Annotated in this window: 13 protein-coding genes; 10 read left to right on the top strand and 3 right to left on the bottom strand. The window is 73.1% G+C overall.

The window, feature by feature from the left end:
- Positions 1 to 41: 41 nt before the first annotated feature.
- From ABZ342_RS35155 to ABZ342_RS35140, 4 genes are all read left to right on the top strand, one after another.
- Positions 42 to 653: a pentapeptide repeat-containing protein gene (locus tag ABZ342_RS35155; RefSeq protein WP_360482441.1), complete on the top strand. Its 612-nt coding sequence runs from the start codon at positions 42 to 44 to the stop codon at positions 651 to 653.
- 28 nt (positions 654 to 681) lie between these two features.
- The gene (locus tag ABZ342_RS35150; protein ID WP_155544873.1) at positions 682 to 1,281 is read left to right on the top strand and encodes a sulfite oxidase-like oxidoreductase; all 600 of its coding nucleotides are present in this window, start codon (positions 682 to 684) and stop codon (positions 1,279 to 1,281) included.
- Positions 1,251 to 1,994, top strand: a complete 744-nt coding sequence (locus tag ABZ342_RS35145; RefSeq protein WP_360482438.1) for a ferredoxin reductase — start codon at positions 1,251 to 1,253, stop codon at positions 1,992 to 1,994. The genes ABZ342_RS35150 and ABZ342_RS35145 overlap by 31 nt, the downstream gene beginning before the upstream one ends.
- 357 nt (positions 1,995 to 2,351) lie before the next feature.
- Positions 2,352 to 4,985: a fibronectin type III domain-containing protein gene (locus ABZ342_RS35140; RefSeq protein ID WP_360482435.1), complete on the top strand. Its 2,634-nt coding sequence runs from the start codon at positions 2,352 to 2,354 to the stop codon at positions 4,983 to 4,985.
- Positions 4,986 to 4,997: 12 nt separating this feature from the next.
- Here the strand turns inward: ABZ342_RS35140 and ABZ342_RS35135 are convergent, their stop codons facing one another.
- Together ABZ342_RS35135 and ABZ342_RS35130 are read right to left on the bottom strand one after the other, a co-directional pair.
- Entirely contained in the window at positions 4,998 to 7,484 is a 2,487-nt protein-coding gene (locus ABZ342_RS35135) for a helix-turn-helix transcriptional regulator (RefSeq protein WP_360482432.1), read from the bottom strand.
- Positions 7,481 to 8,611, bottom strand: a complete 1,131-nt coding sequence (locus tag ABZ342_RS35130; RefSeq protein WP_155544876.1) for a molecular chaperone DnaK — start codon at positions 8,609 to 8,611, stop codon at positions 7,481 to 7,483. The genes ABZ342_RS35135 and ABZ342_RS35130 overlap by 4 nt, the downstream gene beginning before the upstream one ends.
- A gap of 303 nt (positions 8,612 to 8,914) precedes the next feature.
- Here ABZ342_RS35130 and ABZ342_RS35125 point away from each other — a divergent pair, with 303 nt between their 5' ends.
- From ABZ342_RS35125 to ABZ342_RS35115, 3 genes are all read left to right on the top strand, one after another.
- Positions 8,915 to 9,904: an IniB N-terminal domain-containing protein gene (locus ABZ342_RS35125; RefSeq protein ID WP_360482428.1), complete on the top strand. Its 990-nt coding sequence runs from the start codon at positions 8,915 to 8,917 to the stop codon at positions 9,902 to 9,904.
- Positions 9,905 to 10,005: 101 nt separating this feature from the next.
- Positions 10,006 to 11,790: an isoniazid inducible protein IniA gene (locus ABZ342_RS35120; protein WP_360482425.1), complete on the top strand. Its 1,785-nt coding sequence runs from the start codon at positions 10,006 to 10,008 to the stop codon at positions 11,788 to 11,790.
- On the top strand, positions 11,787 to 12,989 hold the full coding sequence (locus tag ABZ342_RS35115; RefSeq protein ID WP_360482422.1) for a GTPase: 1,203 nt from the start codon (positions 11,787 to 11,789) through the stop codon (positions 12,987 to 12,989). Before ABZ342_RS35120 ends, ABZ342_RS35115 begins: the two co-directional genes overlap by 4 nt.
- Here the strand turns inward: ABZ342_RS35115 and ABZ342_RS35110 are convergent.
- Entirely contained in the window at positions 12,986 to 13,372 is a 387-nt protein-coding gene (locus ABZ342_RS35110; RefSeq protein ID WP_360482419.1) for a RidA family protein, read from the bottom strand. The two genes, ABZ342_RS35115 and ABZ342_RS35110, sit on opposite strands and share 4 nt — an antisense overlap.
- Before the next feature lie 92 nt (positions 13,373 to 13,464).
- Between ABZ342_RS35110 and ABZ342_RS35105 the strand changes: the two genes are divergently transcribed.
- The 3 genes from ABZ342_RS35105 (at position 13,465) to ABZ342_RS35095 (ending at position 15,968) form a co-directional block, all read left to right on the top strand.
- The gene (locus ABZ342_RS35105; RefSeq protein WP_360482416.1) at positions 13,465 to 13,827 is read left to right on the top strand and encodes a helix-turn-helix domain-containing protein; all 363 of its coding nucleotides are present in this window, start codon (positions 13,465 to 13,467) and stop codon (positions 13,825 to 13,827) included.
- Positions 13,828 to 13,893: 66 nt separating this feature from the next.
- Complete coding sequence (locus ABZ342_RS35100) at positions 13,894 to 15,426, top strand: long-chain fatty acid--CoA ligase (protein ID WP_360482413.1); 1,533 nt, start codon at positions 13,894 to 13,896, stop codon at positions 15,424 to 15,426.
- Positions 15,426 to 15,968 (top strand): TetR/AcrR family transcriptional regulator, encoded by a 543-nt coding sequence (locus tag ABZ342_RS35095; RefSeq protein ID WP_360482410.1) that lies wholly within the window; start codon positions 15,426 to 15,428, stop codon positions 15,966 to 15,968. The genes ABZ342_RS35100 and ABZ342_RS35095 overlap by 1 nt, the downstream gene beginning before the upstream one ends.
- The last annotated feature ends 1 nt before the right edge of the window (position 15,969 follow it).

Below are 15,969 nucleotides of genomic sequence, written 5' to 3'. Positions count from 1 at the left end.
GGGACCCTTCGAAGTCGGAAACCTGCGGCTAGCCTGACGAGGTGTCCGACCCCACGCAAGATCAGCCCGCCGAGGAACAGCGGTTCGTCCGCGACGACTGGTACGGGGAGGAGATCACCGGACGGCACTACGTGCGGTGCGAGTTCCGAGAAGTCGACTTCTCGGAGGCGCAGACGCGAAACTCGGTCTTCACCGACTGCGTGTTCGGCAACGTGCGCTTCAACGCGTCCCGGCACGCGGACTCGGCGTTCACCGGCTGCGCCTTCAAGCGGTGCAACTTCTTCGACGCCGAGTTCACCGGGTGCAAGCTCGTCGGCGCGACGTTCAGCGAGTGCGAGCTGCGCCCGCTGCGGGTCACGGGCGGCGACTGGTCGTTCGCCGGCCTGGCGGGCGCCGACCTGCGATCGGTCGCCTTCCACGGGGTGCGCATGCGCGAGGCCGACCTCACCGGGGCGAACTGCGCCGACGCCGTGTTCGCCGACGTCGACCTTTCGGCGGCGGCGCTGCACGCCGTCAAGCTGTCCCGCGCCGACCTGCGGGGCAGCGACCTCTCGGCGCTCGACCCGGTGAACGCCGAGCTGGCCGGCGCGATCGTGTCACCCGAACAGGCTGCGGTCCTCGTCACGTCGCTCGGGCTGCGCGTCCGGGCGTAGGCTCGGGCCGACCGGAAGGAGGGCCGCGATGGGCGTCGTGACACCGGGATTCAGCGGCCGGGCCCGCAGTGGCAACCCGCGCCTGCCACCGGGGCAGTACCTGGCCGAGGACTTCCCCGTGCTGTCGGCCGGCCCGACCCCGCGCGTGCGCACCGAGACGTGGGAGTTCACGGTCACCACGGAGACCGGCGAAAAGCACGCCTGGAGCTGGGCCGAGCTGATGGCCCTGCCCAGCGAGAAGTTCACGGTGGACATCCACTGCGTCACCCAGTGGTCCAAACTGGACACGCACTGGCGCGGCGTCGCGGTGGACACCCTGGTCGGCGGCCTCGACACGGCCGCGGACTACGTCATGGTCCACTCCTACGGCGGTTACACGACGAACCTGCCGCTCGCCGATCTGCTCGACGGGCAGGCCTGGATCGCCTACGAGTACGGCGGCAAGCCGCTCACCCCGGAGCACGGCGGCCCGGCGCGGCTGGTCGTGCCGCACCTGTACTTCTGGAAGTCCGCGAAGTGGGTGCGCGGGCTCGAGCTGAAAACCCGGGACGAGCCCGGCTTCTGGGAGAACGTCGGCTACCACGACTACGGGGATCCATGGCGCGAACAGCGGTATCAGGGCGACTAGCCTGGCGGGTCGCCCGCCTGGCCGAATTCCGCGACGAGACCCCGACGGCCCGCACGCTCGTCTTCGACCTGCCCGGCTGGCCGGGTCACCTGGCGGGCCAGCACGTCGACGTCCGCCTCACCGCGGCCGACGGTTATCGAGCGCAGCGCAGCTACTCGCTCGCCGCGCCCGCCGACGGTGATCGAGTCGAGCTGACGGTCCAGCGCGTCCCCGGCGGCGAGGTGTCCGAGCACCTCGCCGGCCCGTACGCGATCGGCGACCCGGTGGAGATCCGCGGCCCGGTCGGCGGCTGGTTCGTCTGGCGCCCGACGGACCCGTCCCCGGTCCTCCTGATCGCGGGCGGCTCCGGAATCGTCCCGGTGATGGCCATGATCCGCGCCCGCCGGGCGGCTGGCGTCCGCACGCCGTTCAAGCTGATCTACTCGCTGCGCACCCCGGCAGAGCTGTACTACGCGGACGAGCTGCGCAAGCCGGTCCCCGGGCTGGACATCACGTACGTGTACACCCGCGAACTACCGGAAGGCCGCCCGGGAATCCCCCGGCGCATCGACGTGGCCACGCTCAACACAGCAGGCTGGCCGGCCGAGTTCGGGGCGTCGAGCTTCATCTGCGGCCCGACAGGCTTCGTGGAGACGGCAGCGGACATCCTGGTCGCCCTGGGCCACGACCCGCACCGCATCCGCACGGAGAGGTTCGGCCCCAGCCGCGACTGACCCCCGCGACTGACCCCGCGGCCGGTCCGCCACCCGGCCGCAGTGGGACAACTAGCTCACCCAGGCGCTGCCGTGGCCACCCGCCACCGCCACCCGCCACTGGTTCCGGGGGACCGCCGCCGTGTCTCGGCCACCGCCACCCCGTGCGGGCCGCCCAAGGATTCCGGAGCAGCCGCCGCATCGGCTCGCATCGACTTGCCCCGGGCAACCTCGCCACAGGGCCCACTGCCACCGCCCCACCGCCTCGGGCTTCGACACCGCCGTTCGCTCGATACCCATCCGATGATTAGGTGACCCAGCGCCCCGCTGAACGGGAAATCATCGACATTCCCACCCAGAGATCCTATCTTTCTCCCCATGCTGACCAAGCGAGCCTCGAAGCGGCGCAGCACCGTGGTGACCGTCCTCCTCGGGGCGACCGCCCTGCTCACCACGACCACTCCCGCGGCCGCCGCGGACGTCGGCTCCGCGAGCCGTGATGTCTACGTCTCGCCGACCGGCTCCGATCGCGCCGCCGGGACCGCTCGGCAGCCCCTGCGGACCCTCGACAAGGCCCGTGACCTCGTGCGCCAACGGGCGCCGCACCTCACTCGTGATCTCACCGTGCACCTCGGCTCCGGGGTCTTCCGGCTGGCTCAGCCGCTGCGCCTCGATGCCCGGGACTCCGGCGGCAACGGTCACCGCGTGATCTGGCAGGGCACCGGTGACACCGAACTGAACGGCGGCGTGCGCGTCACCGGGTGGCGGCCCGTCCCCGGCCGGCCCGGGTTGTTCGCCGCCGCCGCGCCCGGCAAGCTGGATGACACCCGGCAGCTCTACGTCGACGGGGTCCGTGAGCAACGCGCGCGCGGTCCCTTGCCCGTTGCCGTCAAGGCCACCGCCACCGGGTACACCGCCGACGCGGACACGCTCGCGCACTGGCGCAACCCGGAAGACATCGAATTCGTCTACACCGCGGGCGAAGCGCTCTGGAACATCCAGCGTGACGGCCTCGGCCAGTGGACCGAGCCCCGCTGTCCGCTCGCCGCGGCCCAGGGCACGACCATCACCATGGCCCAGCCGTGCTGGGACAACTCGACCAAGCGCGTCCTGTTCCCGGACATCCCCGGCCGCAGCGTGAACATGGTCGGCCCGGCCGACCTCACCAACGGACGGCACCCGACTTACGCGGAAAACGCTCTCGAGCTGCTCGACGACCCCGGCGAGTGGTACCTCGACCGGTCCGCCCACCTCGTCTACTACCGGCCGGCGCCGGGTCAGGACCTGCGGCGGGCCGATGTCGAGATGCCGGTGCTGGAGCAGCTCGTCGACGCGCGGGGCACCGCTGACGCGCCGATCCACGACGTCGCCTTCCGCGGCTTGCGCTTCTCCTACGCCACCTGGCTCCGGCCGTCGTCGCCGGAGGGGTTCTCCGAAATCCAGGCCGGGTACACGATCACCGGCTCCGACGGCTGGGCCGTCCAAGGACTCTGCCAGTTCGTGCCCGGCGGCACCTGCCCGTACGCCTCGTGGACGCGCGAACCCGCGAACGTCTCCGTGTCCCACGGCCGGCGCGTCGAGTTCGCCGACAGCGTGTTCGCGCACCTCGGCGGGGCCGGGCTCGACCTCGTCGTCGGCACCAAGGAATCCCAGGTCCGCGGCGACGTCTTCACCGACATCTCGGGCAACGGCGTGCAGCTCGGCGGGGTCGACAAGCCGGTCACGGACACCGACGCGGACGTCGTGCGCGACGTCGCGGTGACCGACAACCACCTCTACGGCCTGCCGCGCGAGTTCCACGGCGGCGTCCCGATCGTCGACGGCTACACCGTGCGGAACACCATCTCCCACAACCAGATCGACCACGTCGGCTACTCGGCGGTCTCCCTCGGCTGGGGCGGCTGGCCGGACAAGATCAAGAGCCCGGCGACGCCGAACCTCTCGCACGACAACGCCGTGTCGGACAACCTGATCTTCGACTACATGCTGATGCTGGACGACGGTGGCGGCATCTACACCCAGGGCATCACCGGCAGCTCCCTCGACGACGGCGAGCACGTCACCGGCAACGTGGTCCACGACCAGTGGGGGCTCGGCAAGGGCATCTACACCGACAACGGCAACACGTACGAGACGATCCGCGGCAACGTCCTGTACCGCATGGCGTACGCCAACGTCGGCACGGTGCACGTCGACTACCGCGACGGCCTCGGCAACAACGACCCGACGCTGACCGAGGACAACTACTGGGAGCAGGGCGACCGCGACAAGGTCGACAAGGGCGCGATCCTGCGCGGCAACAAGCTCCTCGGGAGCCCGGCCGACGCGCCGGCGGCGATCGTCGCGAACGCGGGCCTCGAACCGGCCTACCGCGGCCTGCTCACGCGCCGGGTCGGCGGCGCCGCGCCACCCGAAGCGCCGTCGCGGGTCGGCACGTTCGCCGTTTCGGGAAAGCTGTACGCCACGTGGAACCCGACCTACGCGGTCAACAACGCACCGGTGACGGACTACGTCGTGACGGCGACGGGTGGCGGCCACGCGAAGTCCGCGACGGTGTCCGTGGCCGACTTCGCGAAGCGCGCGTACGCGGAGGTCCCGGGCCTGACCGACGGGACGCCCTACACGGTGACGGTTTCGGCGCGCAACGCTTACGGCACAAGCCAACCGTCGCTCGCCGCGGCCCCGGTGACGCCCGGCCCGAAGCCGGCGGTGCCGCCGGGCGTCCCGACGAGCGCGAAGGCCTTGCCGAGCGCGACGGCGGCTTCGATCCGCTGGAACCCGCCGGCGGCCGCGGGGGACACCCCGGTGCTGGGTTACGTGATCACGGTGTCCGACGGCCGCACGATCCCGGTCGAGGGCCGGGACGCCCTGGTCACGCAGCCGACGGTCAAGGGCATGACGAGGGTGGTCGGCAACCTCGAGCCCGCGACGGCGTACACGTTCACGGTCGCGGCGGTGACGGCCACCGGAACGGGCCCGGCGGCGTCGTTCACGGCGACGACGGCGGCCTGAGCGCGGGCGGGGTCAGGGGGCGTCCGGGCGGGAAAGCAGCTCCCGCAGGGTCGCGAGCAGCTCGCGCCGGTCGGCCGCCCCCAGCTTGCCCCGGATGCGGGCCATGTGGTGCTCCACCGTCTTCCCGGAGATGAACAGCTTCGAACCCGCCTGCTTGTACGTCAGCCCCTCGACCACCAGCCGGGCCACCTCGAGCTCTCGCTCGCTCAGCGCCGCCAAGCCCGTTCCGGCCGCCGCGGTTTCCGCTGTCCCCTGCTCCCGGCGGGCCGCCGTTCCCTGGAACTGACGGGCCGCCTCCAGGAGCTGGACCATCGCCTTGCGGTCGGACGTGCGGATCGCCGCCTGGCCGGCCAGGCGGGCCGCGTCCCAGCGCAGGCCCAGGTCGTGCATCTCGGCCGCCGCCGTCGTGATCGTGTCCGGGGCGAACGTGCCGCCGAGGACCGACAGCCAGCACCGGGCCGCCGTGGCCAGTGCGTGCGGATAGCGGCCGCAATGGGCGTGCGTCGCCAACGTCGCCAGGTGCGCCTCCGCCGCGTCGGCGTCCTCCAGCGTGATCGCCGCGTGCAGCTCGTGCCACACCAGGGAGACCGTCCACAGTGGAGGTTCGCCGAGACGGGCCAGCAGGGCGTGGGCGCGTTCCAGCTGACCCGAGATCTTCGCGAACGCGCCGGTGCGGGCCGCCGCGATCGCCAGCTCGCCCAGCGGCAGCAGCGTGAACAGGTCCGTCTGCTGCCGCATAGACGCCTGGTACGCGCGGTGCCACGACCGCTGCAGCCCCACGAGGTCGCTGGCGCGGCGCGCCAAGCCGAGCTCCAGCGTCGCGAAGAACAGCTCGTCACGGGCTTCCAGCGAAAGCCCGGCGACGGCGTCCCGGTGTTCCGCCGCCGTCGCGAGGTCGCCCGCGGTCATCGCGACCCAGCCCAGCAGCAGGCGGTGGCGCACCGACAGCAGGTCGCCGCCGATCCCGCCGTCGAGGGCGCGGGTCAGCACCGGCTCCGCCAGCGCCAGCTCACCCGTGTGCAGCGCGGCGAGGGCGGCCAGCGCCGCCGGGCTGTCGGGCAGCAACGTGCCGCCCAGCGCCGGTTCCAGCATCGCCGCCGCGCCGAGCAGCGTCGACAACGTCTCCGTCGCGCAGCCGGACACCGAATCGGCGATGCCGCGGGCCATCCGGGTGGCCGCGCCGGCGAACAACGTCGGCGCGACGCCGGGTGCCGGGGAGTCGAGGAGCCGGCGGGCGCCGTCGAGGTCGCCGGTGCCGACCAGCGCGATCGCCGCGAACGCGTCGGCCCCGGCCCAGGCACCCGTGCCGGAAAGGCCGGTGCCCCCGAGCCCAGCGCCCGCGGGGAGCCCGGTGCCGCTGGAGACCCCGTCGCCGCCGGCCGCCATCGTCTCGATGCTGCGTGAAGCCCAGTGGTACAGCTCCGCACTGCGCGCCAGCTCACCCCTGTGCGCGAGGACCGTGGCCGCGATCGCCGCCCCGGCCGCGCGGGTCTCGGGGTCGGCCGCGCCGAGCATGCCGTCGCCGAGGCGCAGCGCCGTGTCGAGGTCGCCCGACAACGCGGTCGCGCGCGCCCAGCCCGCCGTGACCGCCGACGAGCGGTCGCCCGCTTCGGCCGCGGCCTCGAACAGCCGGGCCGCGAGCCGCGCGTCGGAGGGCAGGGCTTCCGCGGCCGCCGCGGCGAAGGCGGCCGCCGCGGACGCGCCGGAGCTGCCCGTGCCGAGCAGCGCGCGCGCCAGGTCGAGCACCGGGAGGCCGTTCGCCAGCTGCAGCTCGACGAGCCGCTGCACCGTCGTCAGCCGGCGCGCGGGCGGCCCGAAGTCGCGGACGGCGGCCGCGGCCAGCGGCAGCAGCGCGTCGTCCGGGCCGAGCAGCCCGGTCGCGCGGGCGGCGTCGACGATCGCGGGCAGCTGCTCCGGACCGCGGTCCAGCAGCGCGCACAGCAGGTCGAGGTTGCGCCCCGCGCCGGCTTCGGCCGCGACCAGGTAGCGCAGGACGTCGTCGTCGAGCTCGTCCAGCTCCGGCCGGAAGTCCTCCAGCCGCCCGAGCAGGTCGCGCTCGGCCAGCCGCGGCACCCCGCCGCTGCGGGCGTGCAGCTCGGCGGCCGCCGCGGGGTCGGCGGGCGAACCCGTCACCGCCGAGATCAGCCGCGCGACGTCTTCGGCACCGAGCGGGCCGAGCTGCAGCAACGTCCAGCTCGCGGACACCGCGGCCGGCCGGTGCGCGACGACGATCGGCCCGTCCGCGCCGGTGAGCAGCTCCTCGAGCTGGTCGGGAGCCAGCCGGTCGGCGTCGTCGACGAGCAGGGCGTCGACGCCGGCCGCGCGGTAGACGCGGTCGAGCGCGGCGAGCAGCACGCTCTTGCCGTACCCGCCGGGGGCGACGACGGCCAGCCGCAGCGGCGCGGCCGGGTCGGCCGTGACCTGGTCGAGCAGCCGCAACGCCGCGGGGTGCACGGGGATGGCGCGAAGCGGGGGGACCTGCGTAAGCAGAGTGTTCAACAGTGACCTTCACCGGAGGGGGCGCCGGGGTGGGCGCAGTGGCTCGGGGCGGGGGACGGGCCGGGGCCGGCGGTGGCTTCGCGGGCGGTGACGGTGATGACCAGGGCCGAGAGGGCCGCGGCGAGCACGAGCACCGCGGCGGCGAGGGGACGCCGCCGCCGGAACAGGTTCATCGGGTTGCTCCGCTCGGGCAGCTCGAACGGCGTGATCTCGACCGGCGGCCGGGGTGGCCGCTCGCCGAGGTCACCGAGCGTGTCCACCTGGGGGAGCAGGGTGGTTTCGACGGCGGGGGGTTCGTGTGGGGCACCCCGGTGGTCCGCGCGCAGCGCCGCGAGGGCGGCCGCGCCGAGCGCGGTGGCCGCCGGCGGAACCGGTCCCGCGAACACCGGGCACGGCGGCCGGGCGGGCAGCGCGTGCGGCGGGACGTCGCCGCAGAACACCACGCCGGCGAGCCCCCGGGGGGACGTCGACGCCGCGCCGGCGAGGGCGAAGAGGGTGCTGAGCGCCGCCGCCGGGGCCACGCCTTCGGCGCTCGCGGCCGGCTGCCAGCCGCTCGCGCCGGTCGCCGTGGCCAGCGTGACGTTCACGCCGTCGGCGCCGAACTCGCAGACGCCGGCGGCGGTGGCGCCGGGACCGGGGAAGGGCAGGTGCGCGCCGAGCGCGGCGATCGAGCCGGGAACCAGCGTGACCGCGGTGAACCCGGCGTCGGCCAGTGCGCGACGCAGCACGTCACGGCGGTAGCCGCCCCAGTCGCCGGGGTGGGTCAGCACCAGGTGGTCCGGGGCGCCGCCGAACTGGTTCGCGGCGTGCTCGGCGATGCTCTCGACGAGCACGGTGGTCAGCGTTTCGGGCGGGAACGGCTCGCCTTCGACGAGCATCGGCACGTCGTCGCCGATCCGGCGGTGGAAGCCGGTGAGCAGCCGGGACGGCACCCGGGCGCCGGCCTGCGCGGCCGCGTCCCCGGTCAGCAGGTACCCCTCGTCGTCCAGGAAGAGCGCGGACGCGGCGGCGGGGGTCCGGTCACCCAGCCAGAGCGGCTCGGGTTCGCCCCAGCCGGGACCTTGCCTGCGGCAGGTCGCGGCGTGGGTCCGCCCCTGTGCCACATCGATCCCGAGGACGTAGGACAACGGCGCTTCCTCCTCACCTCGCGGGGGCCGATCGGGGGCGCGGAATCCCCCTAGGGCTCGGGGCATCCTCACCCAAACGGGTTAGTCAATCAAGTGGCTGGAGGGATTTAACCCAACTGAGCGCGTCTCGGATGAGCCCCTAACTCCCTAACGATGACATATCGATCCCCTATCGGCTGACCGGCCCGCAACTCGGAGTGATCCCCGATGTGCGTGGGGGGACCGGCTCCCTAACTTGATGTCGGAGCAGCGGTCCTTGCGGCCGATGCCGTCCCCCGAACCACCGGACCAGGAGAGAACCCCATGGACTCCGTGCAGACGTTGCACGACTTCGCGCTGAACCTGCTCAACGACCCGACCGCGCTCGCGGCCTTCGGGACGGACCCGCAGGGCGTCCTCGCTGCCGCCGGTCTCGGCGACGTCAGCGCCGCCGACGTGCACGAGGTCATCCCGCTGGTCCTCGACTTCGTCCCCGTCGACAGCCTCCCGGCCGTAGGCGCCCTCCCCGTCGTCGGCGACCTGTCCTCGGTCGGCACCGACGCCCCCGGCATCCAGGGTGCGATCGACCAGCTCACCGCCCTCACCGCGGGCCTCGGCCTGCCGGCCGTCCCGGAGCTGCCGGGTGTCGGCGACCTCGGCGGTTCGCTGCCGGGCGTGGGCGACCTCGGCCTGCCGGCCGTCCCGGGCGTCGGCGTGCTGCCGGGCGTGAACGACATCACGACCACCGCCGCGGGCGTCACCGCCCTGGCCGGCGACTTCGGCACCGGCGGCGACCTCGGCTCCAGCCTGGACGCCGTCCAGGTCGCCGGGAACCTCGTGTACTCGGTCACCGACACCGACCACAGCGCGGTCGTCGGCACCGTCGAGCAGGCCGCCCACCTCGGCGACGCCGTCACGAACAACGTGTCGTACAACGCCGTCACCCCGGTCTACGAGGCCACCTCGCAGGTCGGCGACATCAGCGGTGACCTGAACCACACCGTGAGCTCCGTCGTCGGCCAGGTCGGCGACTTCTCCGGCATCCTCCAGGGCGCCGGCAACCTCGACGTCTCGCACGTCACCCACGAGGTCTCGACCGTGACCCACGGCCTCGGCGACGTCACCAGCGTCGTGACGAACGCCACCGGCGTCGACGTCAGCCACAACGTGGCCGGCCAGGTCGGCGACATCGCGAGCGGCAACACCTCCGCCGTCCACGACGTGGTCTCCGACGTCTCCGACGTCAGCCACAACGCCCTGGGCAACCTGCACATCGGCGACATCGCGTCCAACGACATCCACCTCGGGCACTGATTCCCGAACCGGTCACCGGTGCCCGTCCCGCGGTCTGGGTGCAGCCGCGGGACGGGCACCCGGTGTGCGTACGGGGAGTAAACCGGGGACACTCATCCGCTGTGACCGCACCGGCTTGGCTCGAAGTGCTCAACGAGACGCTGGACGCGTGCCGCACCCACGGCCGCGCCGATCTCGCCGAGCGCCTCCGCAGACGTCGTGACGCCCCCGAGGGGCAGATCCGCCTCGGCGTGCTCGGATTCCCCAAACAGGGCAAGGGATACCTGCTCAACGCGGTGCTGAACGCGCCCGTGTGCGCGGTCGGCGACGCCCCGACCCCCGAGGTCCCCACCGAAATCGGCTACGCCCCCGAACCCGCCGCCACCCTGGTCGGCCGCTCCCTCGAACGGATTCCCGTCGCGGTCGAACGGCTCACCGGCGAGCTCGGCGCCCGCCCCGCGGGCACGCTCAGCCGCGTCGAGGTCGGCGTGCCGCGTGAGCTCCTCTCCGCCGGGCTCGTCCTGGTGGACACCCCGCCGGTCGGTGATCCGCGGTCGCCGCGCACCGCCGCCGCGCTCGACCTGCTCGCCGAAGCGGACGCCGTGATCCTCGTGTCCGACGCGACCGCGCCGCTCAGCGCCGCCGAGCTCGCGCTGGCCCGCCACGTCCGCACCTGGTGCCCGCACGTCGTGCTGGCGCTCACCAAGATCGACGCTTCCCCGGGGTGGCGCGCGGTCGCCGAGCGCAACCGCGGGATGCTCGCCGAGGCGGGGATCGACGCGCCCGTGCTGCCGGTTTCGGCCGTCGTGCGCCAAGCCGCCGCGCGGGCCGGTGACGCCGAGCTCAACGCGCGTTCGGGCTTCCCCGAGCTGCTCACGTGGATCGCCGAGCAGGCCGCGCGGCCGCCGGAGCAGTCCCGCGCGCTGCTCGCCGCCGTCGGCGTGCGTGCCGCGGCCGCGGAGCTCGTGGAGTCGCTGCGCGACCGCATCGACGCGGCGGCGCAGGACGCCGGGCTCGGCCAGGCCGCGCTGCTGCAGCGCGCGCAACGCCGCGCCGACGACCTGCGGCGGCAGAACACCCGGTGGCAGAACCTGCTTTCCGACGAGGTCACCGACCTGATGGGCGACGTCGAGTACGACCTGCGCGAGCGGACGCGCAAGATCGTCAACACCATCGAGCAGACCTTCGACGAGGGCGACCCGGCGAAGGTGTGGGACGAGTTCGCGCCGTGGCTGGACGAGACCCTGGCGGAAGCCGTCGAAACGAACTACGCGTGGCTGGCCGAGCGGGCGCAGTGGACCGCTCAGGCGGTCGCGGCGTGCTTCGGCGCCCAGTACGACCGGGCGCTGCCGGAACTGCCGCTCGACGGCTCGGGCATCGAGTACCTCGACGACGTCCGGCGCCCGAAGATCGAGAAGTTCAAGATCGGCCAGCAGGCCTTCACGGGCCTGCGCGGCTCGTACGGCGGTGTGCTGATGTTCGGCCTGGTCACCAGCCTGCCCTGGCTGGGCCTGCCGCTGATCAACCCGGTGTCGATCAGCGCCGGCGCGGCGTTCGCCGTGAAGACGATCCGCGACGAGGGCGGGATGCGGCTGCAGCGGCGCCAAGCCGTCGCCAAGCAGGCCGCGCAACGCCACGTCGACGACGTCTTCCTGCGCTACAGCAAGGAGTTCCGCGACGGGATCCGCGTCGTGCAGCGCCGGCTGCGCGACCACTTCACCGGGCTGGCCGAGGAACTCGCGGACGAGCTGACGCGCGAGCGCGAGACGATCATGGCCGGCACGGCCGAGCGCGAGCGCAAGACCGGGCACATCCGCCGGGAGATCGACCGCCTGGCCGGGCTGCACCAGCGCGCGGGCGAGCTCGGCACGATCGCCGGGCGGAAGCCGCGGGAGCTTTCGGCGTGACGCAGGACGTTCGCGACCTGCTGCACGCCGCGGCGGGGCTCTACCGGGACGACCCTCGTGCGTCGGCCCTGCTGCACGACTGCCTGAACCGGCTGGAGCAACCGCTGCGCGTCGGGTTCACCGGGGCGCCGTCGTCGGGGAAGACGACGCTCGCCGCCGCGCTCGGCGAGTGGCCGACGCGCGCGCTGCGCGACCTCGTGCTGCTGGACGACCCCGGCCCGGCCGACGACCTCCCGGACGCGACGGTGCGCCTGGTGCGTCACCTCGAGCCGGACGAGCTCGCGGCGGCCCACTCGCCGGGTGGCTCGCCGTTCGCCCGGCAGAGCGCGGTCAACTCGGTGCTGGTGCTCGCGCGTGCGGACGAGGTCGGCGCGGGCCGGATCGACGCGTTGCTGACCGCGAAGCAGCTGGCGCGCCGGGCCTGGCGCGAAGACCCGCTGTGCACGGGGTTCCTGGGCGTGATCGCCGTCGCGGGCCAGCTGGCCTACGGCGGCCGGTCCCTGCGCGACGACGAGTTCGACCTGCTGGCGGCCTTCGCCGCGGTGCCCCGCGAAGAGCTGGAACGGCACGTGCTTTCGGTGGACTCGTTCACCGACCCGGCGTTCCCCGGCCCGATCCCGGTCGAGACGCGGCGGTCGCTGGTGGTGCGGTTCGGGATGTTCGGCGTCCGCCTGGCGCTGACGCTGATCCGCACCGGCTGCGACGACCGCGTCAAGCTGTCGGCGGAACTGGTGCGCCGCAGCGGTCTCGGCGAGCTGCGCGACACCCTCGCCGGGTGTTTCGTGGCCCGCGCCGAGGCGTTGAAGGCCCGCACGGCGATCATCCGGCTGGAGACCCTGCTGGCGGCCCAGCCCCGCCCGGGCGGCGATCGCCTGGTGTCCCGGGTGGAGCGTTTCGCGGCGGCCGCGCACGACTTCCGCGAGCTGCGCCTGATCGCCGACATCCGCGGCGGCCGGACGGCGCTGTCCGGCGAGCCGGCGGAGGAAGCGGTCCGGTTGCTGGGCGCGGAGGGCACGGCCCCGGCGGACCGCTTGAACCTGGAGCCGGACGCGGACCCGGGCGACATCTACGACGCGGGCCTGGACGCGCTCCGCCGGTGGCGGCACGAGGCGGAACGCCCGGACAAGCCGCACGCGGAGCGGACCGCGGCGCATGTCGTGGTGCGCTCGACCGAGGGGCTGCTGTCGCTGTTCGCCTAGCGCACCGCGGTGACTTCGACCTCGACGAGGTGCTCGGGAACGTCCAGCGCGGCGACGCCGATCAGGGTGGCGGGCGGCTTCGCGGTCGTTCCCAGCTTGGCGCTGCCCCGGGCGATTCCGTCGAGGAGCGCGGGCATCTTGTCCGGCGTCCAGTCGACGACGTAGCAGGTCAGTTTCACGACGTCGTCGAACGAACCGCCGGCCGCGGCGAGGGCCGCGCCGACGTTGACGTAGCACTGCTCGACCTGCGCGGCGAGGTCGGGTCCGGTCTCCCAGGCGACCTGCCCGGCGACGAACACCAGCTTCGTCCCGGACGCGATCGACACCTGGTGGTACACGTCGATCTCGGGCAGCTCCGGGGGATTCACCAGGGTGACAGTCACTTTTCCTCCGTGGTCTCTTGTGGTTACCCAGGAACCATAGGAGAGTGTTGGACGGTACGGAAGAAGGCACTTTTCGGTGACGGGGGAACCAGATGGTGACCAAGCAGGACGCGGACCTTTCCCGCGCGGATTCGCTGGCGCGCGAGATCTTTTCCGACGTCGCCAACAAGTGGGCGTTCCTGATCATCGAGACCCTCGGCGACCGCACCCTGCGCTTCAGCGAGCTGCGGGACGCGGTCGAGGGCATCAGCCACAAGATGCTCACCCAGAACCTGCGCATGCTGGAGCGCAACGGGCTGGTCGAGCGCGAGGTGCACCCGACCGTGCCGCCTCGCGTCGAGTACACCCTCACCGAACCGGGGCAGGGGCTGCGCGCGACCGTCGACAGCATGTGCGGCTGGACGCAGCGCTACCTCGGGGACATCGAAGCCGCCCGCGGCCGTTTTGCCCGTTGACGGACGGGCCATCGCGACGCACCATAGACCGGTCTACGGTCCAGTGCCGGTCCGAAGGGAACGCCCATGCTCGAAGATGTCCGCCCTCGCGTCCGGCTGTTCGGCGACCTCCTGGCGCACTGGGCGCGGGAACGCCCGGGCGACACCGCGCTGATCTTCGGTGAGCAGTCCTGGACCTGGGCGGAGTTCGACGAGCGGGTCCGCCGGCTCTCGGGCGCCCTCGCGAAAGCCGGTGTCGGAAAGGGCGACCGCGTCGCGTTCGTCGACAAGAACCACCCCGCCTGCCTGGAAACGACGTTCGCGGCGGCCGGGATCGGGGCGGCCAACGCCGTGGTGAACTGGCGGCTGTCCGGCGACGAACTGGCCTACGTCCTCAACGACTCGGGCGCGAAGATCGTGTTCGTCGGCACGGACCTGCTGCCCGTCCTCGACGGGATCCGCGACCGGCTGCCCGCCCTCGAGCGCGTGGTGGTCCTCGACGAATACGAGCCATTCCTGGCGAGCGCCGAGCCGCACACCGGGTCCGGGATCGACGAGGACGACGGCGTCCTGATCATGTACACCAGCGGGACCACCGGCTTCCCTAAGGGCGCGGTGCTCACGCACCGCAGCGTCCTCGCCCACGGCCTCGCCGCGGGCACCGCGTTCCCGATCGGCCCGGGCGACGTCAACCTCGTCGCGATGCCGCTGTTCCACGTCGGCGGCAGCTGCTACGCCGTTTCCGGCTTCCTCTACGGCGAACCGTCCTTCCTGACCCGCGAGCCGGACGCGGCGTCGCTGTTCGCGGCGCTGCGGGCCGGGATCACGCACGCCTTCCTGGTGCCCGCCGTGGTCGCCGGGATCGCGCAGGGCGGCGAGGCCGCGCTCACGGCGTTCTCCCGGCTGAAGTACCTCTGCTACGGCGCGTCGCCGATGCCGCTCCCGCTGCTGCGCACGGTGCTGGCGGCCTGGCCGGACGTCCGGTTCGCGCAGGTCTACGGCATGACCGAGCTGTCCGGCGCGGTCACCGCGCTCGACCCGGAGGCGCACCGGGACGCCTCGCGCCCCGAGCGGCTCGCGTCGGCGGGCACCGCTCTGTCCGGTGTGGACATCCGGATCGTCGACCCGGTGACGCTCGAGGACAGTGCCACCGGCGAGGTCTGGATCCGCACCGAGCAGCGGATGGCGGGCTACCTGGGCAAACCCGAGGCGACCGCGGAGACCGTCGTGGACGGCTGGGTGCGCACCGGCGACGTCGGCCGGCTCGACGACGGCGGGTTCCTGTTCCTCGAGGACCGCGTCAAGGACATGATCATCACCGGCGGCGAGAACGTCTACTCGCCGGAGGTCGAGCGCGTCGTCGCGGAGTTCCCCGGCGTGGCCGAGGTGGCGGTGATCGGCGTGCCCGACGACCGGTGGGGCGAGCAGGTCAAGGCCGTCGTCGCCGGTGAGGGGCTCGACGCCGACAAGCTCATGGAGTTCTGCCGTGAGCGGCTCGCACATTTCAAGTGCCCGCGCAGCGTCGACGTCGTGGCGGCCCTGCCGCGCAACGCGACCGGCAAGATCCTCAAGCGCTCGCTGCGCGAACCCTATTGGCGGGACCGGGACCGGAACGTCTGATGCCCTCGGTCACGCGGCAGGCGTACTTCGCGGCCGCCCTGGACGTGCTGGCGGAACACGGGTTCACCGACCTGAACGTCGGCCGGCTGTGCCGCGACCTCGGCGTGACGAGCGGGTCGTTCTACCACCACTTCGGCGGCTGGCCGGGCTTCGTGGAGCAGCTCCTGGACCACTGGGAGAACCGGCAGGTGCTCTTCCTGCGCGAGCGGAACTTCGGCAGCGGCGGGCCGTCGGCGGACTTCGCCGCGCTGATGGACCTGACGCTCGGGCTGCCGCACGAGGCCGAGGCCGCCATCCGCGCGTGGGCGGCGAACGACGAAGCCGTCCGGGCGGCGCAGAAACGCGTCGACTCCGCGCGGCTGCGGACGGTCGGCAAGGCGGTCAAGGGCATCGTCGGCGACCGCGAACTCGCGCGGACGCTGACGTCCCTGGGCATGGCGATGCTGGTGGGGCACCAGCAGCTGGCGTCGGCAGGGGAGCACAGCGAGCTGGCGACCCTGCTGGCCGAGTACACGCGGCTGGTGCACGCCCGCGCCTCGTGAG

Origin of the sequence: Amycolatopsis sp. NPDC005961 (genome assembly GCF_040629235.1) — a bacterium.
Taxonomy (GTDB): domain Bacteria; phylum Actinomycetota; class Actinomycetes; order Mycobacteriales; family Pseudonocardiaceae; genus Amycolatopsis; species Amycolatopsis camponoti.
The sequence above is the reverse complement of the archived record's forward strand: the minus strand, read 5'-3'. Positions and strand labels throughout refer to the sequence as shown.

What these genes read in the sequence shown, in the direction of transcription:
- ABZ342_RS35105 (WP_360482416.1), top strand. Translation starts at nt 13,465, where the DNA reads ATGGTGACCAAGCAGGACGCGGACCTTTCCCGCGCGGATTCGCTGGCG.
- ABZ342_RS35125 (WP_360482428.1), top strand. Translation starts at nt 8,915, where the DNA reads ATGGACTCCGTGCAGACGTTGCACGACTTCGCGCTGAACCTGCTCAAC.
- ABZ342_RS35095 (WP_360482410.1), top strand. Translation starts at nt 15,426, where the DNA reads ATGCCCTCGGTCACGCGGCAGGCGTACTTCGCGGCCGCCCTGGACGTG.
- ABZ342_RS35145 (WP_360482438.1), top strand. Translation starts at nt 1,251, where the DNA reads ATGGCGCGAACAGCGGTATCAGGGCGACTAGCCTGGCGGGTCGCCCGC.
- ABZ342_RS35140 (WP_360482435.1), top strand. Translation starts at nt 2,352, where the DNA reads ATGCTGACCAAGCGAGCCTCGAAGCGGCGCAGCACCGTGGTGACCGTC.
- ABZ342_RS35150 (WP_155544873.1), top strand. Translation starts at nt 682, where the DNA reads ATGGGCGTCGTGACACCGGGATTCAGCGGCCGGGCCCGCAGTGGCAAC.
- ABZ342_RS35100 (WP_360482413.1), top strand. Translation starts at nt 13,894, where the DNA reads ATGCTCGAAGATGTCCGCCCTCGCGTCCGGCTGTTCGGCGACCTCCTG.